The organism is Amycolatopsis sp. DG1A-15b (genome assembly GCF_030285645.1).
Lineage (GTDB): Bacteria > Actinomycetota > Actinomycetes > Mycobacteriales > Pseudonocardiaceae > Amycolatopsis.
In genome coordinates this window covers 757,702-777,883 of record NZ_CP127296.1, presented here as the reverse complement: position 1 = coordinate 777,883, position 20,182 = coordinate 757,702, and the positions used below count along the sequence as shown (strand labels likewise).

General features: G+C 71.2%; 19 protein-coding genes. 10 read left to right on the top strand and 9 right to left on the bottom strand.

Annotation, left to right across the window (positions count from 1 at the left end; all coding sequences use genetic code 11):
* The first annotated feature begins 101 nt into the window (after positions 1–101).
* Complete coding sequence (locus tag QRY02_RS03650; RefSeq protein WP_285990062.1) at positions 102–290, top strand: hypothetical protein; 189 nt, start codon at positions 102–104, stop codon at positions 288–290.
* 2 nt (positions 291–292) lie between these two features.
* Here QRY02_RS03650 and QRY02_RS03645 read toward each other — a convergent pair whose 3' ends face one another.
* Positions 293–1,153 (bottom strand): ATP-grasp domain-containing protein, encoded by an 861-nt coding sequence (locus QRY02_RS03645; RefSeq protein WP_285990061.1) that lies wholly within the window; start codon positions 1,151–1,153, stop codon positions 293–295.
* Positions 1,150–1,449 carry a hypothetical protein gene (locus QRY02_RS03640; RefSeq protein WP_285990060.1) on the bottom strand — a complete coding sequence of 100 codons (300 nt, stop codon included), beginning with the start codon at positions 1,447–1,449 and terminating at the stop codon, positions 1,150–1,152. The genes QRY02_RS03645 and QRY02_RS03640 overlap by 4 nt, the downstream gene beginning before the upstream one ends.
* Before the next feature lie 92 nt (positions 1,450–1,541).
* Here QRY02_RS03640 and QRY02_RS03635 point away from each other — a divergent pair, with 92 nt between their 5' ends.
* A complete protein-coding gene (locus QRY02_RS03635) occupies positions 1,542–2,510 on the top strand; it encodes a quinone oxidoreductase family protein (protein ID WP_285990059.1) in 969 nt (322 codons plus the stop codon).
* A 47-nt stretch (positions 2,511–2,557) separates the two neighbouring features.
* On the opposite strand, the gene QRY02_RS03630 is transcribed toward QRY02_RS03635, so the two are convergent.
* From QRY02_RS03630 to QRY02_RS03615, 4 genes are all read right to left on the bottom strand, one after another.
* Entirely contained in the window at positions 2,558–3,115 is a 558-nt protein-coding gene (locus QRY02_RS03630) for an FKBP-type peptidyl-prolyl cis-trans isomerase (RefSeq protein WP_285990058.1), read from the bottom strand.
* 10 nt (positions 3,116–3,125) lie between these two features.
* Positions 3,126–5,375 (bottom strand): HelD family protein, encoded by a 2,250-nt coding sequence (locus QRY02_RS03625; RefSeq protein WP_285990057.1) that lies wholly within the window; start codon positions 5,373–5,375, stop codon positions 3,126–3,128.
* Between the two features lie 58 nt (positions 5,376–5,433).
* Complete coding sequence (locus QRY02_RS03620; RefSeq protein WP_285990056.1) at positions 5,434–5,829, bottom strand: hypothetical protein; 396 nt, start codon at positions 5,827–5,829, stop codon at positions 5,434–5,436.
* Positions 5,830–6,026: 197 nt separating this feature from the next.
* On the bottom strand, positions 6,027–7,007 hold the full coding sequence (locus QRY02_RS03615; protein WP_285990055.1) for a heme o synthase: 981 nt from the start codon (positions 7,005–7,007) through the stop codon (positions 6,027–6,029).
* Positions 7,008–7,289: 282 nt separating this feature from the next.
* Here QRY02_RS03615 and tkt point away from each other — a divergent pair, with 282 nt between their 5' ends.
* Genes tkt through pgl form a run of 6 tightly spaced genes read left to right on the top strand, consistent with a single transcriptional unit; the run spans position 7,290 to position 15,469 of the window.
* Complete coding sequence (tkt, locus tag QRY02_RS03610) at positions 7,290–9,389, top strand: transketolase (RefSeq protein WP_285990054.1); 2,100 nt, start codon at positions 7,290–7,292, stop codon at positions 9,387–9,389.
* Between the two features lie 18 nt (positions 9,390–9,407).
* Positions 9,408–10,520: a transaldolase gene (tal, locus tag QRY02_RS03605; RefSeq protein WP_285990053.1), complete on the top strand. Its 1,113-nt coding sequence runs from the start codon at positions 9,408–9,410 to the stop codon at positions 10,518–10,520.
* An 8-nt stretch (positions 10,521–10,528) separates the two neighbouring features.
* On the top strand, positions 10,529–12,151 hold the full coding sequence (locus tag QRY02_RS03600) for a phosphoglucose isomerase-related protein (protein ID WP_285990052.1): 1,623 nt from the start codon (positions 10,529–10,531) through the stop codon (positions 12,149–12,151).
* On the top strand, positions 12,148–13,671 hold the full coding sequence (zwf, locus tag QRY02_RS03595; RefSeq protein WP_285990051.1) for a glucose-6-phosphate dehydrogenase: 1,524 nt from the start codon (positions 12,148–12,150) through the stop codon (positions 13,669–13,671). The genes QRY02_RS03600 and zwf overlap by 4 nt, the downstream gene beginning before the upstream one ends.
* Positions 13,668–14,693, top strand: a complete 1,026-nt coding sequence (gene opcA, locus QRY02_RS03590; protein WP_285990050.1) for a glucose-6-phosphate dehydrogenase assembly protein OpcA — start codon at positions 13,668–13,670, stop codon at positions 14,691–14,693. Before zwf ends, opcA begins: the two co-directional genes overlap by 4 nt.
* Positions 14,690–15,469, top strand: coding sequence for a 6-phosphogluconolactonase (pgl, locus tag QRY02_RS03585; RefSeq protein WP_285990049.1), 780 nt, complete (start codon positions 14,690–14,692; stop codon positions 15,467–15,469). Before opcA ends, pgl begins: the two co-directional genes overlap by 4 nt.
* A gap of 244 nt (positions 15,470–15,713) precedes the next feature.
* Here the strand turns inward: pgl and QRY02_RS03580 are convergent, their stop codons facing one another.
* Positions 15,714–16,274, bottom strand: coding sequence for a TetR/AcrR family transcriptional regulator (locus QRY02_RS03580; RefSeq protein WP_285990048.1), 561 nt, complete (start codon positions 16,272–16,274; stop codon positions 15,714–15,716).
* Positions 16,275–16,344: 70 nt separating this feature from the next.
* Here QRY02_RS03580 and QRY02_RS03575 point away from each other — a divergent pair, with 70 nt between their 5' ends.
* Both QRY02_RS03575 and QRY02_RS03570 read left to right on the top strand, forming a co-directional pair.
* Positions 16,345–17,451: an FAD-dependent oxidoreductase gene (locus QRY02_RS03575; RefSeq protein WP_285990047.1), complete on the top strand. Its 1,107-nt coding sequence runs from the start codon at positions 16,345–16,347 to the stop codon at positions 17,449–17,451.
* 290 nt (positions 17,452–17,741) lie between these two features.
* Positions 17,742–18,941, top strand: coding sequence for a sensor histidine kinase (locus QRY02_RS03570; protein WP_285990046.1), 1,200 nt, complete (start codon positions 17,742–17,744; stop codon positions 18,939–18,941).
* 499 nt (positions 18,942–19,440) lie between these two features.
* Here the strand turns inward: QRY02_RS03570 and QRY02_RS03565 are convergent, their stop codons facing one another.
* Complete coding sequence (locus tag QRY02_RS03565; protein WP_285990045.1) at positions 19,441–19,785, bottom strand: RNA polymerase-binding protein RbpA; 345 nt, start codon at positions 19,783–19,785, stop codon at positions 19,441–19,443.
* 107 nt (positions 19,786–19,892) lie between these two features.
* Positions 19,893–20,123: a preprotein translocase subunit SecG gene (secG, locus tag QRY02_RS03560; protein WP_013224669.1), complete on the bottom strand. Its 231-nt coding sequence runs from the start codon at positions 20,121–20,123 to the stop codon at positions 19,893–19,895.
* Positions 20,124–20,182: the final 59 nt, after the last annotated feature.

The following is a 20,182-nucleotide window of genomic DNA, read 5'->3' as shown; positions in this document are numbered from 1 at the left end:
GAGAAACTCGCCCCGGAAACAAAAGATCAGTTCCGGTCCGGCCCACCACTGGTCACCATTACCCCTAGGCGTACTAGTACACCATCAAGAGGGGTAGAACAATGGCGAAGGACACCGCCGGCAGACCGGAGCCGCCGCCCCGGCGGGACGACGAGCGCGGACTGCGCGAGCTGATCAAAGCCGGCCTGGCCGGCATCGGTGGGCTCTACCTGGTCACCGGCTCATTGGCCGTGACCGTGATCGGGGCGGTCGTCGCGCTCGTGCTGGTGGCCGTGCAGGTGGCCCGGTGACGCTACGCCAGCTGCTGCCGCACCGCCGAGGCGAACCGCGTCACCGCGGCCGGGTCCGTCTGGCGGAAGCCCAGCGAGGGCTCCGTCAGCTCCAGCTCCAGCAGCAACGGCTTCCCGTCCGCCCCGCGCACCAGGTCCACGCGCGCGTACAACAGCTCCGCCCGCAGGATCCCCAGCAACGCCGAAGCCGCGTCGAGGACGTCCTCCGCCAGCGCCACCGCGTCAAGAGGCGGCGACACCGGTGCCAGCTTCTCCGACAGGTACAGGCCGGATCCGTCCACTGTGGACCCGAGCATCGCGCCCTTCGTGAACGCGTGGGAGTAGATTCCGCCCAGGTACACCAGAGCGATCTCGCCGTCGGTGTCCACACTGGACTGGTACGGCTGGATCAGCGCCGTGTGACCCGAAGCGTGCAACGCCGCGACGTGCGCCGAAGCATCGGCACCACCGGCGAACCGGGCCGCGCCCCGCGATCCCGCGCCCACCGCGGGCTTCACCACGAAATCCGACGACGGAAAAGATGCCGGCGAGCCCAGCGGGACCAGCGTCGTCGGGACCACCGGCAGGCCCGCGTCCAGCAGCTCAACCAGGTACGACTTGTCCGTGTTCCACCGGACCACGGGGGCCGGGTTGAACAGCGACGGCACCGACTCGCACCACGCGAGGAACTCGGCGCGCCGGGAAGGGTAGTCCCAGGTCGCGCGCAGGACGACCGCATCCGCCGAGGCGAAGTCGAACGAAGAATCCCAGGGTGCCCACGAGACCGAAAAGCCCAGCGAAGACAACGCAGGCACGACGGCGTCGTCGTCGCCGTCACCCGAAGGGAGTTCCGCGCAGCTGACCAGGACTGCCGTGGGGCTCACTTGCCCGCCATCTTGCGGCGGTGCTCCGGGCCGATCTTCGTCTGGTTGACCGTCTCCGCGTCCCACGTCGCCGGTGTGAGGTCCTCGACCGCCTCGATCAGGGCCTCGCCCGTCGCCACCGAAGGCACGACGACGTCCCCGAGAGCGCCGTCCGCGCCGACCAGGACCACGCGGGCGCCCGCCCGGCCGATGTTCTCCACCACCGCGCGGGCCGGCTTGCCGTGCGCCTTCACGAACTTGCGGGCCGCGCCCAGCTGCGCGCTGGTCGGCGAAACGACGGTCTCTTCTGAAGTCACGTCCCGAACGATAACCAACGGAGAGCCGGAACGCGGAACAGCGTGGCCTCGGCCATAGTTGCACCCGGGAGAAGACGACCCGAGGAGGACCCATGCCCACCGCAGTGCAGGTGACGAAGACCGGCGGCCCGGAAGTGCTCGAACCGGCCGAAGTGGACGTCCGCGCCCCGCAGGCCGGCGAGCTCCTGGTCGACGTCGCCGCGGCCGGGGTCAACTACATCGACACCTACCAGCGCCAGGGCGTCTACCCGATGGAGCTGCCGGTCGTGCTCGGCCTCGAGGGCGCCGGCACGGTCGTGGAGGCGGGTGCCGACACCGGCTTCGCACCCGGCGACCGCGTCGCCTGGCAGGGGTCGATCGGCAGCTACGCGGCCCGCAAGCTCGTCCCGGCGTCGGTCGCGGTGAAGGTTCCCGAAGGCGTCTCGCTCGAGACCGCGGCCGCGACCATGCTGCAGGGCATCACCGCGCACTACCTGGTCGCCTCCACCTTCGAGGTCAAGCCGGGCCACGACGTGCTCGTGCACGCGGCCGCGGGCGGTGTCGGCCTGCTCCTGGTGCAGCTGGCGAAGGCGCGCGGCGCCCGCGTCATCGGCACGGTGTCGACCGAGGAGAAGGCGAAGCTCGCCCGCGAAGCCGGCGCCGACGAGGTCATCCGCTACGACCGCGACGACTTCGCCGCGATCACCCGGGAGCTGACCGGCGGCGAAGGCGTCGACGTCGTCTACGACGGCGTCGGCAAGGACACCGTCGACGGCAGCCTGGCCAGCCTGAAGGTCCGCGGCCTGCTCGCGCTGTTCGGCGCCTCCAGCGGCCCGGTGCCGCCCCTGGACCCGCAGCGCCTCAACTCCGGCGGCTCGCTGTACCTGACCCGCCCCACGTCCGCGCACTACACGCGCACGCGCGAGGAGATCGACTGGCGGTCGAAGGAGCTGTTCGACGCCATCCTCGCCGGCCGGCTGAACATCCGCATCGGCGGCAAGTACGCACTGGCCGACGCCCGCCAGGCCCACGAGGACCTGCAGGGCCGCCGCACCACCGGCAAGCTCCTGCTCATCCCCTGACGCGCCGAAGGCCGCCACGGGCACCCCCGCGGCGGCCTTCGCGCACGTCAGGCCGCGGCGACCGAGACGGCGTCGGTGACGAACACCAGCGTCTCGTTCGGCTTCATGCCGTTGCCGCCCTCGCCGTAGGCCAGGTCCGGCGGGATGATCAGCAGCCGGCGGCCGCCCTGCTTGATGCCCACCAGGCCCTGGTCCCAGCCCGGGATGACCTTGCCGGCGCCGAGGACGAGGTCGAACGGCCGCTGGCCGAACGAGCTGTCGAGCACCTGCTTGTCCGACCAGGTCACCAGGTGGTAGTTCATCAGGAGCTTCTGGCCGGCCTTCGCGCCGTCGCCGGTGCCCTCGGACAGGTCCTTGGTGATCAGCTTCTTCGGCGGGTCGCAGTCGTCCGGGATGGTGATTTCGGGCTTCTCGCCGAACTTCCCCGTCGTCTTGATGTCGTCCGCGGTGCACTCGCGGCCCTTGCTCTGGGTGGCCGGCGCGGCGGTCGACGACGGGGCGGCCGACGAGGGCGGCGCCGCCGTCTGGGTCTTGGAGTCCTGGCCGCACGCGGCCAGCGACAGCGCCGCCACGGCGACGACCACGATCTTCCCGATGTTCTGCATGCCGGGCACCCTAACCAAGCACGGAGAGTGCCGGCACCTCGTCACCGGTGGCGACCACGCCGAGCCGCCGGGTCGCCCGCGTCAGGGCCACGTACAGGTCGTTGAGGCCCCTCGGCGAGCCCGCGACGACCTCGTCCGGCGCGACCAGCACCACCGAGTCGAACTCCAGGCCCTTCGACCGCTCGACCGTCAGGACGCTCAGCCGCTCGTCGTGGCCGGCGAGCAGCGCCGACACCGCGTCGAAGCGGGCCGCGGGCACCAGGACCGCCACCGTGCCGCCGTCCACTTCGGACAGCTCGCGCGCGACCAGCCCGGGCAGCTCCGCCGGAAGGTCCCCGGCACGCACCGTCCACGGCGGGAGCCCGGTCTCCCGCACCGAAGACGGCGCCGAGAGGGAGGGATCCACCTCGGCGAGCACCCGCGCGGCGACGGCCATGATTTCGGCGGGCGTGCGGTAGTTCACGGTCAGCTGCTCCAGCCGCCAGCGGTCCTCGACGTAGGGCGAGAGCACCTCGCCCCACGACCGCGCCCCGCCCGCCGCGCCGGTCTGGGCCACGTCGCCGACCAGGGTCATCGACCGGTTCGGCGTGCGCCGCATCAGCAGCCGCCAGTCCATCGCCGAGAGCTCCTGGGCCTCGTCGACGATCACGTGCCCGAACGTCCAGGTCCGGTCCTGCGCGGCCCGCTGGGCGGCGGTCAGCTCGCTGCGCGCCTGCTGGCGTTCGGCGAACAGCTCGGCGTCGAGGACGTCGGAGACGCGCAGCAGCTCCTCGTCGATGATCTCTTCGTCCTGCTCCAGGATGTCGAGCACGCCCTCGGCGTAGGCGCGATCCTCGCGCTCACGGCGTTTGCGCTCGACGCGGGCCTCGGTGTCGTCGACGCCGATCAGCTCGGCGAGCTCGTCGAGCAGCGGCACGTCGGCGGGCGTCCACTTCGCGTCGCGGCCGCTCTCCAGCAGCGCGCGGTCCTCCTCCGTGAGCAGCTTCCCGGCCGCCCGGGAGAGGCGTTCGCGGTCGGCGAACAGGTCGTCGAGGACGCCTTCCGGGCTCAGCACCGGCCACAGCGAATCCAACGCCGCGGCGACGTTTTCGTCCGCGGCCAGCTCGGCGCGGATGTCGGCCAGGTCCTGCCCGTCGAGGAGGTCCTCCCCCAGCTTGCGGGCGGCCTGGCGGGTCAGCGCGTCGAGGACGTCGGAGACGAACAGGCGCCGCGCCGGGTTGTGCGGGCGCCGCGACCGGCGGGCCCGGGTGCGGGCGTCGGTGCACGTCTTGCGGTCGAGCTTGAGGACGTCGTGCTCGTACTCGATCTCCATGACCGGCTCGGGCACGCGCTGGCGGTCGCGGACGGCGTTGGCCAGCACCTCGGCCATCACCAGCCGGCCCTTGACCTCGGTCGCTTCGCGCGGCTCGACGCCGTCGGCGGTCAGGCCGGGGTAGAGCTGGCCGACGGTGGCGAGCAGCACGCCGGTCTCGCCGAGCGACGGCAGCACCTGGCCGATGTAGCGCAGGAACGTGCTGTTCGGGCCGACGACGAGCACGCCGCGGGTGGTGAGCTGCTGGCGGTGCGTGTAGAGCAGGTAGGCCGCGCGGTGCAGCGCGACGGCGGTCTTGCCGGTGCCCGGGCCGCCCTGCACGACCATCACGCCGCCGAGCGGGGCCCGGATGATGCGGTCCTGCTCGGCCTGGATGGTCGCGACGATGTCGCTCATCTCGCCGGTGCGCCGCTGCTCCAGCGCGGCCAGCAGTGCGGCTTCGCCGGCCAGGCCGAGGTCCTGGCCCTGGTCGGCGGCGGTGAGGTCGAGGATCTCGTCGTCGAACCCGGTGACCTTGCGGCTCAGCGACCGCAGGTGCCGTCGCCGCCGCACCCCTTCGGGGGACGCCGCGGTGGCCAGGTAGAACGGCCGCGCGACCGGCGCCCGCCAGTCGACCAGCAGCGGCTGGTAGTCGTCGTCTTCGTCGAACAGCCCGAGCCGGCCGATGTAGGTGGTTTCCTCGGCGCTCCCGGGGACGAAGTCGAGCCGGCCGAAGGCGAGGCCCTGCTCGACGGAGCCGAGCTGGGCGAGCCGGTCGGTGTAGAGGGTGGTGGCGACGTCGCGTTCGGTGCGCGCCTGCGGGGTGCCGCCGGTCTGCCGCAGCGTCTCGTCGAGGCGTCGCTGGGCTTCGAGGCGCTCGGCGTCGAGCTTCGAGTAGAGGGTGGTGACGTACGCCTGCTCGCGGGCGAGCTCGGCGGAGAAGTCGTCCGAGGAGACGGACAAGAGCATCCTGCTTTCGCCTCAAGGGAAAAAGAGCCAACGAAGTGTAACGGCGGCCGCCGCGCGATCATTCCGCGCCGAGGGCGCAGTACGGGTAGACCTCGGCACCGGGAGCTCCTCCGGGAAGCACCCGCTCCCCCGGCGCGCACGACACGCTTTCCGGCGGCAGCTGCTCACCGCCGGTGAGGTGCCCGGCGGCGTCGCGGTGCAGCACGGCGGCTCCGCGGCTGGTCAAGGCGCGGCAGTTCGCCGAGCGGTAGCGGACGCCGCCCGGCATGACGTCGGCGGTCACGGGCGTGAAGCCGCCCAGCGCCTCGGGTGCGAGCCAGATCACCGGGCCGGGTGTGGGCCGGTCGAGCACGACGCCGATCCGCTCTCCCGGGATGAGCACCGGCACCTCGACGGTCCGGATGCCGGACGTCACGGGGATCCGGTAGGCCGCGAGGGTGCTGGTGTTCTCCAAGACCGCGACACCCGGGCCGGTCTCGGCGACGCGGACGCCACCACCGTCGGGGGCCGCCCCGGGAACCGCCGTGATCCGTTTCGGGATGGCGCAGCCGCCGGTGAGCAGGCTCTCGTCCAGGGCCGGGAGCTTCCCGTGGCCGAGGAGGACCAGCAGGCCGAGAACGACGACCGCGGCTACCGCGGTCCCGACCCGTCTCAGAACGGCAGGCCGAGGGTCGGCAGCCCGATCGCCGAGTCCACGGCCAGGGCCACGAACACGATCATCAGGTACGTGTTCGACCGGTGGAACAGCGCCATCGGCTTCGTCTCTTCACCCCGCCGCACCGCCGCCTGCAGGCTGTGCGCGTAGAAGAGGAACCAGCCGCCCGCCAGGATCGCGAACGTGCCGTACAGCCAGGACGTCACCGGGAGCAGCAGCAGCGTCCACGCCACCATCACCCACGAGTAGATGACGATCTGGCGGGCGACGTGCTGGGCGGTGGCGACCACCGGCAGCATCGGGACGCCCGCGCGCTCGTAGTCGTCGCGGTACTTCATGCCCAGCGCCCACGTGTGCGGCGGGGTCCAGAAGAAGATCACGCCGAACATCACGAACGCCGGCCACTGCACCGTGCCGGTGACCGCGGCCCAGCCGATGACGACCGGCATGCAGCCCGCCGCGCCGCCCCAGACCACGTTCTGTGACGTGCGCCGCTTGAGGCCGAGCGTGTACACGAAGATGTAGAAGAGGATCGTCGCGATGGCGAGGATCGCCGAGAGCAGGTTCACCGTGAGGTAGAGCACGACCGCCGAGGCGACGCCCATCACGAGGCCGAAGACCAGCGCGCCGCGGCGGGGCACCGAGTCCTTGACCAGCGGGCGGCGCTTCGTGCGGTTCATCACCTTGTCGATGTCCGCGTCGATCACGCAGTTGAGCGCGTTCGCGCTGCCCGCGGCCATCGTCCCGCCGACCAGCGTGGCCAGGACCAGCCACGGCGAGGGGATCTGACGGCCGGCGAGGAACATCGCCGGGATGGTGGTCACCAGCAGGAGCTCGATCACGCGCGGTTTCGCCAGCGCGGCGTAGGCGCCGACGACCCGGCGGAGGCTTCGCCGCTCACCGTGCGGTCGTTCACCGGTCGGGTGCACGGCGCTGGTGTCGTCACTGCGTCCGTGCGCAGCGTTCACCGGCGACATTTCACTCCCTGCGTCAGGTTCGGGCGGGACAGTCCGGGTAGCCGAAGAACCAGCCCTACTGAACCCTCGGACGATGTTAGACGTGGTGAATCCCGTGGGTGATCGCGGGTCCTCGACCGGCCCAAGCACTAGGCTGGCCGCGACGGGCCGCGATTGCCCCTGCGCATGGCCGCGAGCAGGAATATCGTCCCTTCGGGATCGATTGAGATAAGTAGCCGCGCGTACGGGTAACCGGAACGAGGAAGACCAGCCGCAACCATCATGACCGGGAGTTGGAGTTCAGTGTCCGAAACCGCCACTACCAGCGAGAACAACCCACTCCTCCGGCGCAACACGCCCGCCGACTGGACCGACACCGACACCCGCGCCGTGGACACCGTGCGGGTGCTCGCCGCGGACGCGGTGGAGAACTGTGGCAGTGGCCACCCCGGCACCGCGATGAGCCTGGCGCCGCTGGCCTACACGCTGTTCCAGCGGACCATGCGCCACGACCCGAACGACCAGCACTGGCCGGCCCGCGACCGGTTCATCCTCTCGGCCGGCCACTCGAGCCTGACCCTCTACATCCAGCTCTTCCTCGCCGGCTACGGCCTCGAGCTCGAGGACCTCAAGCAGCTGCGCAAGTGGGGCTCGAAGACCCCGGGGCACCCCGAGTACCGCCACACCGACGGCGTCGAGACCACCACCGGCCCGCTCGGGCAGGGCCTCGCGAACGGCGTGGGCATGGCGATGGCGGCCCGCCGCGAGCGCGGCCTGCTGGACCCGGACGCCGCGCCCGGCGAGAGCATCTTCGACCACCACATCTACGTGATCGCCTCCGACGGCGACATCGAAGAGGGCGTCACCTCCGAGGCCTCGTCCATCGCGGGCCGCCAGGAGCTGGGCAACCTGATCGTCTTCTACGACGACAACAAGATCTCGATCGAGGACGACACCAACATCGCGCTGTCCGAGGACACCGTCGCGCGCTACGAGGCCTACGGGTGGCACACCCAGGTCGTCGAGGGTGGCGAGGACGTCGTCGCGATCGAGGAGGCCATCAAGAACGCCAAGGCCGAGACGCAGCGGCCGTCGTTCATCGCGGTGCGCACCGTGATCGGCTACCCGGCCCCGAAGAAGATGGGCACCGGCAAGGCGCACGGCGCCGCGCTGGGCGGCGAAGAGGTCGCCGCGGTCAAGAAGATCCTCGGCTTCGACCCGGAGCAGACCTTCCAGGTCGAGGACGACGTGCTCAAGCACACCCGCCAGGCGGCCGAGCGCGGCCGCGCGGCGCACGCCGAGTGGCAGGAGAAGTACGAGGCGTGGGCCGCGGCCAACCCGGAGCGCAAGAAGCTGGGCGACCGGCTGACCACCCGCACGCTGCCCGAGGGCTTCGCCGACAACCTCCCGCACTGGGAGCCGGACCCCAAGGGCGTCGCCACCCGCAAGGCCTCCGGTGAGGTGCTCAACGCCCTCGCCGAGCCGCTGCCGGAGCTGTGGGGCGGCTCGGCCGACCTGGCCGAGAGCAACAACACGACGATGAAGGGCGCCGACTCGTTCGGTCCCGAGAAGGCCGCCACGGACATGTGGCAGGCCAACCCGTACGGCCGGACGCTGCACTTCGGCGTCCGCGAGCACGCCATGGGCTCGATCCTCAACGGGATCGCGCTGCACGGCGGCACCCGCCCGTACGGCGCGACGTTCCTCATCTTCTCCGACTACATGCGCCCGCCGGTCCGGCTGGCCGCGCTGATGAAGGCGCCGGTCACCTACGTGTGGACGCACGACTCGATCGGCCTCGGCGAGGACGGGCCGACGCACCAGCCGATCGAGCAGCTGTCGGCGCTGCGGGCGATCCCGGGCCTCAACGTCGTCCGCCCGGCGGACGCCAACGAGACCGCGTACGCCTGGAAGGCCGTGCTGGAGGACACCGACCACCCGTCCGGGCTGGCGCTGACCCGCCAGAACGTGCCGGTGCTCGAGGGCACCAGCGCCGAGGGCGTCAAGAAGGGCGGCTACGTCCTGGCCGACAGCGAGGGCACGCCCGACGTGGTGCTGATCGCCACGGGCTCCGAGGTCCAGCTCGCCGTCGAGGCGAAGAAGGCCCTGGACGCCGACGGCGTCAAGGCGCGCGTCGTGTCCATGCCGTGCGTCGAGTGGTTCGACGCGCAGGACGCGGCCTACCGCGAATCCGTCATCCCGGCCGGGGTGAAGGCCCGGGTGTCCGTCGAGGCGGGCATCGCCCAGTCGTGGCACCGCTTCACCGGTGACGCCGGGGTGAACGTTTCGATCGAGCACTTCGGCGCCTCCGCCGATGCCGCCACACTGTTCCGTGAGTTCGGGTTCACCGCGGAAGCAGTCGTCGAGGCGGCCCGCCGCTCGATCGCCAACACCAAGAACTGAAGAGGAAGTGACGCAGCAATGAGCAACGACAAGCTCGCGCAGCTGTCCGAGGCCGGCGTATCGATCTGGCTCGACGACCTCTCGCGTGAACGCCTGAACACCGGCAACCTCGCCGCCCTGATCCGCGACAAGCACGTCGTGGGCGTGACGACCAACCCGACGATCTTCGCCAACGCGATGTCGAAGGGCGAGGCTTACGACGAGCAGACGAAGGAGCTCGCCGCCCGCGGCGCCGACGTCGAGGCGACCATCCGGGAGCTGACGACGACCGACGTGCGCAACGCCGCGGACGTGTTCCGCGACATCTACACGGCGACCAACGGCGTCGACGGCCGGGTGTCCATCGAGGTGGACCCGCGGCTGGCCAAGGACTCCGACAAGACGGTGGCCGAGGCGCAGGACCTGTGGAAGACCGTCGACCGGCCGAACGTGCTGATCAAGATCCCGGCCACCGAAGAGGGCCTGCCGGCGATCACCAAGACCCTGGCCGAGGGCATCAGCGTCAACGTCACGCTGATCTTCTCCGTCGAGCGCTACAAGAAGGTCATCGAGGCCTACTTCGCCGGGCTCGAGCAGGCCAAGGCCAACGGTCACGACCTGCGTGGGATCCACTCGGTGGCGTCGTTCTTCGTCTCCCGCGTGGACACCGAGATCGACAAGCGGCTCGACGCGATCGGCACCGACGAGGCCAAGGCGCTGCGCGGCAAGGCGGCCGTCGCCAACGCCCGGCTGGCCTACGCGGCCTTCGAAGAGCTGTTCGCCACGGACCGCTGGAAGGCCCTCGCGGCCGACGGCGCGAACGCGCAGCGCCCGCTGTGGGCCTCGACCGGCGTGAAGAACCCGGACTACTCCCCCACGCTCTACGTCGACGACCTGGTGGTGAAGGACACCGTCAACACCATGCCGGAGAAGACCCTGGACGCGGTGGCGGAGCACGCCGACCTCCAGGGCGACCGGGTCAGCGGCCACGGCAAGGACGCGCAGCAGGTCTTCGACCAGCTCGAGGCCGTGGGCATCGACATCACCGACGTGTTCCTCACCTTGGAGAACGAGGGCGTCGAGAAGTTCGAGAAGTCCTGGATCGAACTGCTCGAGACCGTCGACGGCCAGCTCAAGAACGTGAAGGGCTGAAGCACGACATGACGACAGGCGAAAAGACCGGCGTCGAGATCGTGGACGCCGAGCTGGCGGAGCGTGCTGCGCCCCTGGCGCAGCGGCTGGTCGCCGACCAGGCCGCGTCGAAGCTGGCGGCGCAGGACGCGACGCTCTGGGGACCGGACGCCGAATCCGAGGCGTCGATCCGGCTGTCGTGGACGACGCTGCACAAGTCGTCGCGGCCGCTGATCGGCGAGATCGAGGCACTGCGCACCGAACTGCGGTCCGAAGGCGTCGACCGCGTCGTGCTGGCCGGGATGGGCGGCTCGTCGCTGGCGCCGGAGGTGATCACCGCGACCGACGGCGTCGCGCTGACCGTCCTCGACACCACCGACCCCGGCCAGGTCGCCGACGCGCTGGCCGGTGACCTCGAGCGCACCGTGATCGTGGTGTCGTCGAAGTCGGGCGGCACCGTCGAGACCGACAGCCACCGGCGGATCTTCGCGAAAGCGTTCGCCGACACGGGCATCGACGCGGCGCGGCGGATCGTGGTCGTCACCGACCCCGGCTCGCCGTTCCAGGAACTGTCCGAAAAGGAGGGATACCGCAAGGTCTTCCTCGCCGACCCGCACGTCGGCGGCCGCTACTCGGCGCTGACCGCGTTCGGGCTCGTCCCGGCCGGGCTCGCCGGCGCGGACGTCGCCCGGCTGCTCGACCAGGCCGCTTCGGTGGCCGAAGAGCTCGCGGCCGACTCCGCGGGCAACCCGGCGGTCAAGCTGGCCGCCGGGTGGGCCGCCGCGCACGAAGCGGGCGCGGAGAAAGTAGTCCTCGCCGACACCGGTTCGGGGATCAAGGGCTTCCCGGACTGGGCCGAGCAGCTGATCGCCGAGTCCACCGGCAAGCAGGGCACCGGCCTGCTGCCGGTCGCGGTCGAGGGCACGGAGGCGCCCGGCTTCGCCGACGCGAAGTCCGACGCCACCCCGGTCGCCGTCGGCAGCTCGCAGGGCGCCGCGAAGATCGCGGTCACCGGCTCGCTCGGCGCGCAGTTCCTGCTCTGGGAGTTCGCCACGGCGCTCGCCGGCCGGCTGCTCGGGATCAACCCGTTCGACCAGCCCGACGTCGAGACGGCGAAGAAGGCGGCCCGCGCGCTGCTGGACGACCCGGAGAAGCTGAAGGGCGGCGAAGAGCCATCCAATGTGGACGGTTCGGTCGAGATCTTCGGCAGTGACGGCGTTTCCACCGACGGCAGCCTGACCGACGTGCTCCGCGCGTTCTTCGCCTCGGCGCCGGACGCGGGCTACATCGCGGTGCAGGCCTACCTCGACCGGCTCGACGACGCGTCGACGGCGGTGCTGCGCGGCGAGATCGCCAAGCGCACCGGGAAGCAGACGACGTTCGGCTGGGGCCCGCGGTTCCTGCACTCCACCGGCCAGTACCACAAGGGCGGGCACCAGAACGGCGTCTTCCTGCAGCTGACCGGCGCCGTCGAGCAGGACCTCGACGTGCCGGACCGGCCGTACACGCTGGGGCAGCTGCAGCACGCCCAGGCCCTCGGCGACGGGCAGGTGCTCGCCGAGCACGGCCGCCCCGTGCTGCGCCTGCACCTGACCGACCGGGCCGCGGGCCTCGCGGCCGTCGCCCGCGCGGTACAGGAGGCCGGCGCATGACCTGGAGCAACCCGCTGCGCGATCCGCGGGACAAGCGGCTCCCGCGGATCGCCGGGCCGTCCAGCCTGGTGATCTTCGGCGTCACCGGCGACCTGGCCCGCAAGAAGCTGATGCCCGCCATCTACGACCTGGCCAACCGCGGCCTGCTGCCCGCGGGCTTCTCGCTCGTCGGGTTCGCCCGCCGCGACTGGGAGCACCAGGACTTCGGCGAGCTCGTGCACGACTCGGTCAAGGAGCACGCGCGGACGCCGTTCAAGGAGTCGGTGTGGAACCGGCTCGCCGAAGGCATCCGGTTCGTCCAGGGCACCTTCGACGACGACGACGCCTTCGACCGGCTCGCGCAGACGGTCCGCGACCTCGACGCCGAACGCGGCACCGGCGGCAACACCGCGTTCTACCTGTCGATCCCGCCCGGCGCGTTCCCGGTGGTGACCAAGCAGCTGGCCCGGTCCGGGCTGGCGAACGCCGACGAGAACACCTGGCGCCGCGTCGTCATCGAGAAGCCCTTCGGGCACGACCTGAAGAGCGCCGAAGAGCTCAACGCGATCGTCAACGACGTCTTCCCCGAGGAGTCGGTGTTCCGCATCGACCACTACCTCGGCAAGGAGACGGTGCAGAACATCCTGGCGCTGCGCTTCGCGAACCAGCTGTTCGAACCGATCTGGAACGCCAACTACGTCGACCACGTGCAGATCACCATGGCCGAGGACATCGGCCTCGGCGGCCGCGCGGGGTACTACGACGGCATCGGCGCCGCCCGGGACGTCATCCAGAACCACCTGCTGCAGCTGCTGGCCTTCACCGCGATGGAGGAGCCGCTGTCGTTCGACCCGCGGGCCCTGCGTGCGGAGAAGATCAAGGTGCTCTCGGGCACCAAGCCGCTCGGGCCGCTGGCCAAGACCACCGCGCGCGGCCAGTACGCGGGCGGCTGGCAGGGCGGCACGAAGGTGCCCGGCCTGCTGCAGGAAGAGGGCTTCGCGAAGGACTCGAAGACCGAGACCTACGCCGCGGTGACCCTCGAAGTGCAGAGCCGCCGCTGGGCCGGGGTGCCGTTCTACCTGCGCACCGGCAAGCGGCTCGGCCGCCGCGTCACCGAGATCGCCGTCGTGTTCAAGCGGGCGCCGCACCTGCCGTTCGATTCGACGTCGACCGAGGAGCTGGGGCAGAACGCCCTGGTCATCCGGGTCCAGCCGGACGAGGGCATCACGCTGCGGTTCGGCTCGAAGGTGCCGGGGACCACGATGGAGGTCCGCGACGTGACGATGGACTTCGGCTACGGCCACGCGTTCACCGAGTCCTCCCCCGAGGCCTACGAGCGGCTGATCCTGGACGTCCTGCTCGGCGAGCCGTCGCTGTTCCCGGTGAACGAAGAGGTCGAGCTCTCCTGGAAGATCCTCGACCCGATCCTGGAGCACTGGGCGAAGGAAGGCGCGCCCGAGCAGTACGCGCCGGGCACGTGGGGCCCGCCGTCCGCCGACGAAATGCTGGAGCGCACCGGCCGGAAATGGAGGCGCCCGTGATCATCGACCTGCCGTCCACCACGACTTCGGCACTCAACAAGAAGCTGGTGGAGATCCGCGAACAGGGCGGGCAAGTGGCGCTCGGGCGAGTCCTGACGCTGGTGATCGTGGCCGACGACGACGCCCATCTCGAGGAAGCCATCGAGGCGGCCAACGGCGCGAGCCGCGAGCACCCGTCGCGGGTGATCGTGGTGGCCAAGGGCGCCCGCACGGCGGCCCCGCGCATCGACGGCCAGATCCGGGTCGGCGGCGACGCCGGCGCGAGCGAGGTCATCGTGCTGCGCCTGTACGGCCCGCTGGCCGCGCAGGGCCAGAGCGCGGTGGTGCCGCTGCTGCTGCCGGACGCCCCGATCGTCTGCTGGTGGCCGGGCGCCGGCCCGAAGGACCCGGACAAGGACCCGCTCGGCGAGCTGGCCCAGCGCCGGATCACCGACTCGGCCGCGGAGAAGAACCCGGTCAAGGCGCTGACCACGCGGGCGAAGGCGTACACCGAGGGCGACACCGACCTGGCCTGGACGCGCCTGACGCACTGGCGGGCCCAGCTCGTTTCGGCGCTCGACCTGCCGCCGTATGAGAAGATCACCGGCGCGACGGTGACCGGCGAGGCCGACTCGCCGTCGACCGAGCTGCTGGCCGCCTGGCTGGCCGAGTACCTGAAGGTGCCGGTCAAGCGGGTCAAGAGCTCGGGTGCGGCCGGGATCATCTCGGTGACGCTCGACCGCCGGTCGGGCCCGGTGGAGCTGCACCGCCCGGACGGCCGCGTGGGCACGCTGACCCAGCCGGGCCAGCCGACCCGCCGGATCGCACTGCAGCGGCGCAGCACGCAGGACTGCCTGATCGAGGAGCTCCGCCGGCTCGACCCGGACGAGGTCTACGAAGCGGCCCTGCAGGGCCTGGGCAAGATCACGTCGGGCACGAACGGCAAGACGGCCGCGCCGGCCAAGGCGGACGTCACGTCGCCGGCCGCCGCCCCCGGTTCGGCCGCTTCGGCTGCCGCGGCCGGTTCGGGTGCCAAGAAATGAGCAAGACGGAAGTCGTCGTCTACGCGAACCAGGACATCCTGGCGGCCGCCGCGGCGGCTCGCCTGGTCACCCGGCTGGTGGACGTCCAGGCGGCCAAGGGGTCGGCCTCGCTGGTGCTGACGGGCGGCGGCACGGGCATCGCGGTGCTGTCCGAGCTGCGGGCTTCGTCGGCCCGCGACGCGATCGACTGGTCCCGCCTGGACATCTACTGGGGCGACGAGCGGTTCGTCCCGGCGGATTCGGACGAGCGGAACGAGAAGCAGGCCCGCGAGGCCTTGCTGGACCACGTTCCGCTGGATCCGAAGAGGATCCACGTCATGGCGCCATCGGACGGCGAGTTCGGCGCCGATGTGGACGCGGCGGCTGCGGCTTACGCGGAGGTGCTGGCCGCGCAGGCGGGCCCGGAGGACCACGGCGACGTGCCGTCGTTCGACATCATGCTGCTGGGCCTCGGCGGTGAGGGGCACACGGCGTCGGTGTTCCCGGAGTCCCCGGCGGTGTACGAGACCGAGCGTTCGGTGGTGGCGGTGCGCAACTGCCCGAAGCCGCCGCCGACCCGGGTGTCGTTGACGCTGCCGGCGATCCGCCGGGCACAGGACGTGTGGCTGATGACGGCCGGCGAGGCGAAGGCGGACGCGGTGGCGCTGGCGTTGGCGGGGGCGGGCGAAGTGCAGCTCCCGGTGGCCGGCGCTCGCGGCCACCGGCGGACGCTGTGGCTGCTCGACCGGGCCGCGGCGGGGAAGCTGACGAAGGTCTACCAGCCACCCACGGCTTGAGTGTTGTCCGGTGAAGGCCCTCTGCTTCGGCAGGGGGCCTTCACTCGTTGGCCGGTCGAGGGGGCCGAGGTCTCCGGCGGTGGCGACGGGGCCGAGATCTCCCGCTGCGTCAAGACCGCCGCGCTCCTCCGGCCGCGGCGAGGGGCCGAGATCTCCCGCTGCGGCGAAGCGGCCGAGGTCTCCGGCGGTGGCGCGAACGACCAGCGGGTTCTTCTCTTGTCGTCTGTCCGGTCACCGTGCCGGGTCACTCCGTCCGCCAGCCGCGCTGCAAGCGAGCGAAGATCTCCTCCGCCGCCCGGCGGGGGTGGTCGTCGGCCAGGATCAGCTCGCGGGAGGCCAGGGCGAACCGGGCCAAGGCCGCGCACGCGACGTCGCCCTCCGGGGCACCCATCTCCTCCGCGATCGCCCGGGCCAGCGCCGTCTCGTGGCGCATCCACATCCGCCTGGCGTAGTCGCGCAGGGCCGGTTCGCTCTCGATCAGCCGCCGGAATTCGTCGCTGGGGGCGCTCTTGGCCAGGCGCAGGAGATGCTCGCGCAGCGCGTCCACGACCGAGTAGCCCGGCGGCCGCCCGTGGACCGCCAGGACGAGCGCCTCTTCGATGTCTTCGTCCTGGTCGAACACCAGCGCTTCCTTGCTGGGGAAGTACTTGAACAACGTCGTCACCGAGACGTCCGCGGCGTCCGCGACCTCCTTCACCCCGACCTGGTCGTAGCCGCGGGCGAGGAACAGCTCGAGCGCCGCGTCGGCGAGGGCTTTGCGGGTCTGCGCCTTCTTGCGCTCGCGGCGTCCGATCACTTCGGTCATGAGCCGAAGTCTAACCCACTCAAAAAGTTAAGTCGTTGCACATTCTGAGTCGTTGTGCTTTCTTGGTGACATGACTTTTCCTCGTATCGCCATCGCCGGCGCCGGGCTGGGCGGCCTCGCCTGCGCCCGCGTCCTGCAGCTGCACGGCCTCGACGTCACCGTCTTCGAACAGGAACCCGCCGCCGACGCGCGGCCCCAGGGCGGCACGCTCGACATGCACGCCGACACCGGCCAGGTCGCCCTCCGCACCGCGGGCCTGGACGAACAGTTCCGCGCCCTCGCGCGGCCCGAAGGCCAGCAGATGCGCGGGCTCGACCCGCACACCGCCGAAGCCGTCCTCGACGAGGTCCCGGCCGACGGCGACGACTTCCGGCCCGAGATCGATCGCGGCCAGCTGCGTGGCATCCTGCTGGACTCCCTCTCCCCCGGCACCGTCCGATGGGGACGACCGGTCGCCGACGTCACCACGACGGGCGCCGGCGCGCGGCTGACGTTCGCCGACGGCGTCAGCCGGGACTTCGACCTCGTCGTGGGCGCGGACGGTGCGTGGTCCCGCGTCCGGCACGCCCTCACCGGCGTCCGGCCCGGGTACAGCGGCGTCACGTTCGTCGAGTTCGGCCTCGACGACGCCGACCGCCGCCACCCCGCCCTGGCCGCGCTGACCGGCCACGGGACGATGATGACCAAGGTCGGCGGGAAGGCGCTCGTCGCGCAACGCACCAGCAGCGGCCACATCCGCTGCTACGCCGTCTTCTACGCGTCCGAGGACTGGGCCGCCGGTCTCGACTTCGCCGTTCCGGACGCGGTGCGGGCACACCTGCTCGAGCGCTACGCCGGCTGGCACCCGGACCTGCTCGCGTACCTGCGGGAGCCCGACGGCGGGTTCACGCACCGGCCGCTCCACGTCCTGCCGGTCCCCCACGCCTGGACGACCACTCCCGGCCTCACCCTGCTCGGCGACGCCGCGCACCTGATGCCGCCGCTCGGCGTCGGCGCGAACCTCGCCCTGCTGGACGGGACCGAGCTGGCGACCGCGCTGGCCACGGCGCCGAGTGTCGAGGAGGCGGTGCGGGCCTACGAGGCCGGCATGCTGCCGCGGTCGATCGAGACGGCGAAAGCCTGCGCGTCCGGCCTGCACGACCTGCTGAGCGACGACCTCCGGTCCATGGCGGCCTGAGAACTACCGCCGGGCGACCACACGTGGGTAACATGATTCCCACGATGTGGTCGTCTTGGCGCACGCTGGGAAACAGAACTCGCACCCTGGGTAGCCCCCGGCGCCGTCGATCCCCCGGACGGCCCAGCCGATTACGGAATCCGGACGCCGGAGCACCGACCGCGGGTGAAACTAACCGTCTCCGTACGTGACCTCGTTAGCATCCGCACATTTCTCTGCCGCTGCGCGTCCCGATCGGGCCCTGAGCGCCTCTCACCACCAAGTCCACAAGACGAATGGGGTCGCCAGCGATGAGTACAGAGGGACTCTCGATTCCAGGCATCTCGATCGCCGGCTCGGGGCCATCGGCCGCCGAGCGGGTGCGCAACCGCGGCCTGAGCCTGTTCGGCTCGGTGCCCCGCCCCGCTGTGGTCACGTTCGCCATCGAGGCGGCCGCGGTCATCCTGGCCGTGCTCGACGTCTGGCTGGTCATCCCCGAGAAGGCCCAGCCGTACTCGATCTACCTGTCCGGCGCCGCCTGCCTCGCGGTGGTGTTCCGGCGGAAGTTCCCGTTCCTCGCCGTGCTCGTCGCGGTCCCCGGCTTCCTGGCCGGCTGGGCCCAGCTCGCGTCGATGATCACCCTCGGCATGCTCGCCACCCGCCGTCAGCTGCACTGGCAGACCTGGGTCGGCGCGGCGCTGGTGTGGATGTGCCGGTTCGTGCAGTGGCCGCTGGAGGACTTCGCCGAGCTCAGCTGGCGCGAGCACATCCTCGACGGCATCTACGGCGTCCTGGTCGCCGGCATGCCGATCGCGATCGGCCTGCTCATCGGCGCCCGCACCGAGGTTTCGAACAAGCTCGCCGAGCTGGCCACGAGCCGCGACCGCGAGCGCCGCTTCCACGCCGACGCCGTCCGCGCCGAGGAACGCGCCCGGCTGGCCCGCGAGATGCACGACGTCGTCTCCCACCAGATCACGCTGATCGCCATGCAGGCCGGCGCGCTCCAGGCGCAGACCACCGACGACCGCGCGCTGGAGACGGCGCAGGTCATCCGCACGTTGTCCAAGCGGACGCTGGAGGAGCTGCGTTCGCTGGTCAGCGTCCTGCGGGCCGGTTCGGACGACGACGGCCCGCGAGCGGGCATCAACGAGCTCGACCGGCTGATCCGCACGTCCGACGTCCCGGTGCACCTCACGGTGGAGCACCTGCCGGAGGCCCTGCCCAACCAGGTGTCGGCGGCGGCCTACCGGACGGTGCAGGAGTGCTTGACCAACGTCCACAAGCACGCCCCGGGCGCGACGGCGACCATCCGCATCCAGGGTGAGCACGGCGCGCTCAAGATCGAGGTCCGCAACGAGCGCGCCAGCCGCCCGACGGAGGGCTTGCCCTCGGGCGGCCACGGCCTGACGGGCCTGGCGGAGCGGGCTCGTCTGCTGGGCGGAAGCTTCGAGACGTCGGGAACGGAGGACGGCGGCTTCCGAGTCCGGGCGCGGTATCCGCTGGATCGCTGACCTCCGGCCCCCGGTATTCAGCCTAGCGGCGGATACCGACGGTTCCGGATCGCACGACGCCGCGAGCGGCGGGTTCAGGGCCGTTTCGGTCCGGAATCCGCCGCTCGCGGCAGTTCCGCCCCGCGAACTGTCGGTGGTCGCCGGTAGCGTGGAAATCGGGGGCTGCTCAGCACCGGAACGCGCGAATCCCTCTCGCCGGCCGCGACATGCGGTGAGGCCTGGATCCGAAGAGTCCGGTGCCCGACCTCGCCGGGCGCGCACTTGAAGGGCGACGGGGCGCGATTTGGTGGGCATCCCGCGGATCCCGAGGGGCATCCCGCGTGATCGGGCAGTCAACTCACGTGATTGAGCGGCCAACTCGCGTGATCAGCGGGACGACACGGTGATGCCCAGCCGGTCAGAAGCTGGTGCCTCGTGAGACACGAACTGTGGCTGGTCGAGCGCGCGAAAAGCCACCTCGAGGGGTCCGCTTCCCTCGGGGTGGCTTTCGATCGAACCGCTAGAGGATTTCCCGGCGCTTGCGCAGGCGGTCGAGCGCCTCCGCCAAGATGGCCTCGCCGTCGGCGTCGCTGCGCCGCTCCTTCACGTAGGCCAGGTGCGTCTTGTACGGCTCGGTCCGTGGCGCCGCCGGCGGGTTCTTCTCGTCCTGCCCGCCCGGGAGCCCGCAGCGGGGGCAGTCCCACTCGTCGGGGATCTCCGCGTCGAGCGCGAACGATGGCCGTGCCTCGTGCCCGTTGGCACACCAATAACCTACGCGGCGCCGTGGCGCCGACTCACCCCGTTCCGATTCGCCCGTAGGACCGGCACCCACCCGGGTGCCTCGAATCGCGTTACCGCCAACCATGAATCCTCACACCTAGGAATCGGCGGCGCGCCCCCCAATAGGCACGCCGAATCGCTGCGCACCGCCGTCCGGACCCGGTCGCGGCCGACGACGGAACGCCGGACGCCTCACACCTTGAGCAGCAGACCCAGGCCCACGATGCTGATCAGCCAGACCGCGCCCAGCCCCAGGGTGATCCGGTCGAGGTTCTTCTCGGCCACGCTCGACCCGGCCAGGCTGGACTGCATCCCACCGCCGAACAGCGACGACAGGCCACCGCCCCGGCCCCGGTGCAGCAGCACCGCGACCACCAGGAAAACGCTGGTGACGATCAACAGGATTTGCAGGAACAGCTTCATGTCATCCTCTGGGCTCTAGGAGAATGCAGGGGTACGGCATGGTTGTTTCCGACCACCAC

Coding starts and splice junctions, on each gene's coding strand:
- QRY02_RS03650 (WP_285990062.1), top strand. CDS start 102: ATGGCGAAGGACACCGCCGGCAGACCGGAGCCGCCGCCCCGGCGGGAC.
- QRY02_RS03635 (WP_285990059.1), top strand. CDS start 1,542: ATGCCCACCGCAGTGCAGGTGACGAAGACCGGCGGCCCGGAAGTGCTC.
- QRY02_RS03630 (WP_285990058.1), bottom strand. CDS start 3,115: ATGCAGAACATCGGGAAGATCGTGGTCGTCGCCGTGGCGGCGCTGTCG.
- QRY02_RS03625 (WP_285990057.1), bottom strand. CDS start 5,375: ATGCTCTTGTCCGTCTCCTCGGACGACTTCTCCGCCGAGCTCGCCCGC.
- QRY02_RS03615 (WP_285990055.1), bottom strand. CDS start 7,007: ATGTCGCCGGTGAACGCTGCGCACGGACGCAGTGACGACACCAGCGCC.
- tal (WP_285990053.1), top strand. CDS start 9,408: ATGAGCAACGACAAGCTCGCGCAGCTGTCCGAGGCCGGCGTATCGATC.
- QRY02_RS03600 (WP_285990052.1), top strand. CDS start 10,529: ATGACGACAGGCGAAAAGACCGGCGTCGAGATCGTGGACGCCGAGCTG.
- zwf (WP_285990051.1), top strand. CDS start 12,148: ATGACCTGGAGCAACCCGCTGCGCGATCCGCGGGACAAGCGGCTCCCG.
- pgl (WP_285990049.1), top strand. CDS start 14,690: ATGAGCAAGACGGAAGTCGTCGTCTACGCGAACCAGGACATCCTGGCG.
- QRY02_RS03580 (WP_285990048.1), bottom strand. CDS start 16,274: ATGACCGAAGTGATCGGACGCCGCGAGCGCAAGAAGGCGCAGACCCGC.
- QRY02_RS03575 (WP_285990047.1), top strand. CDS start 16,345: ATGACTTTTCCTCGTATCGCCATCGCCGGCGCCGGGCTGGGCGGCCTC.
- QRY02_RS03570 (WP_285990046.1), top strand. CDS start 17,742: ATGAGTACAGAGGGACTCTCGATTCCAGGCATCTCGATCGCCGGCTCG.
- QRY02_RS03565 (WP_285990045.1), bottom strand. CDS start 19,785: ATGGTTGGCGGTAACGCGATTCGAGGCACCCGGGTGGGTGCCGGTCCT.
- secG (WP_013224669.1), bottom strand. CDS start 20,123: ATGAAGCTGTTCCTGCAAATCCTGTTGATCGTCACCAGCGTTTTCCTG.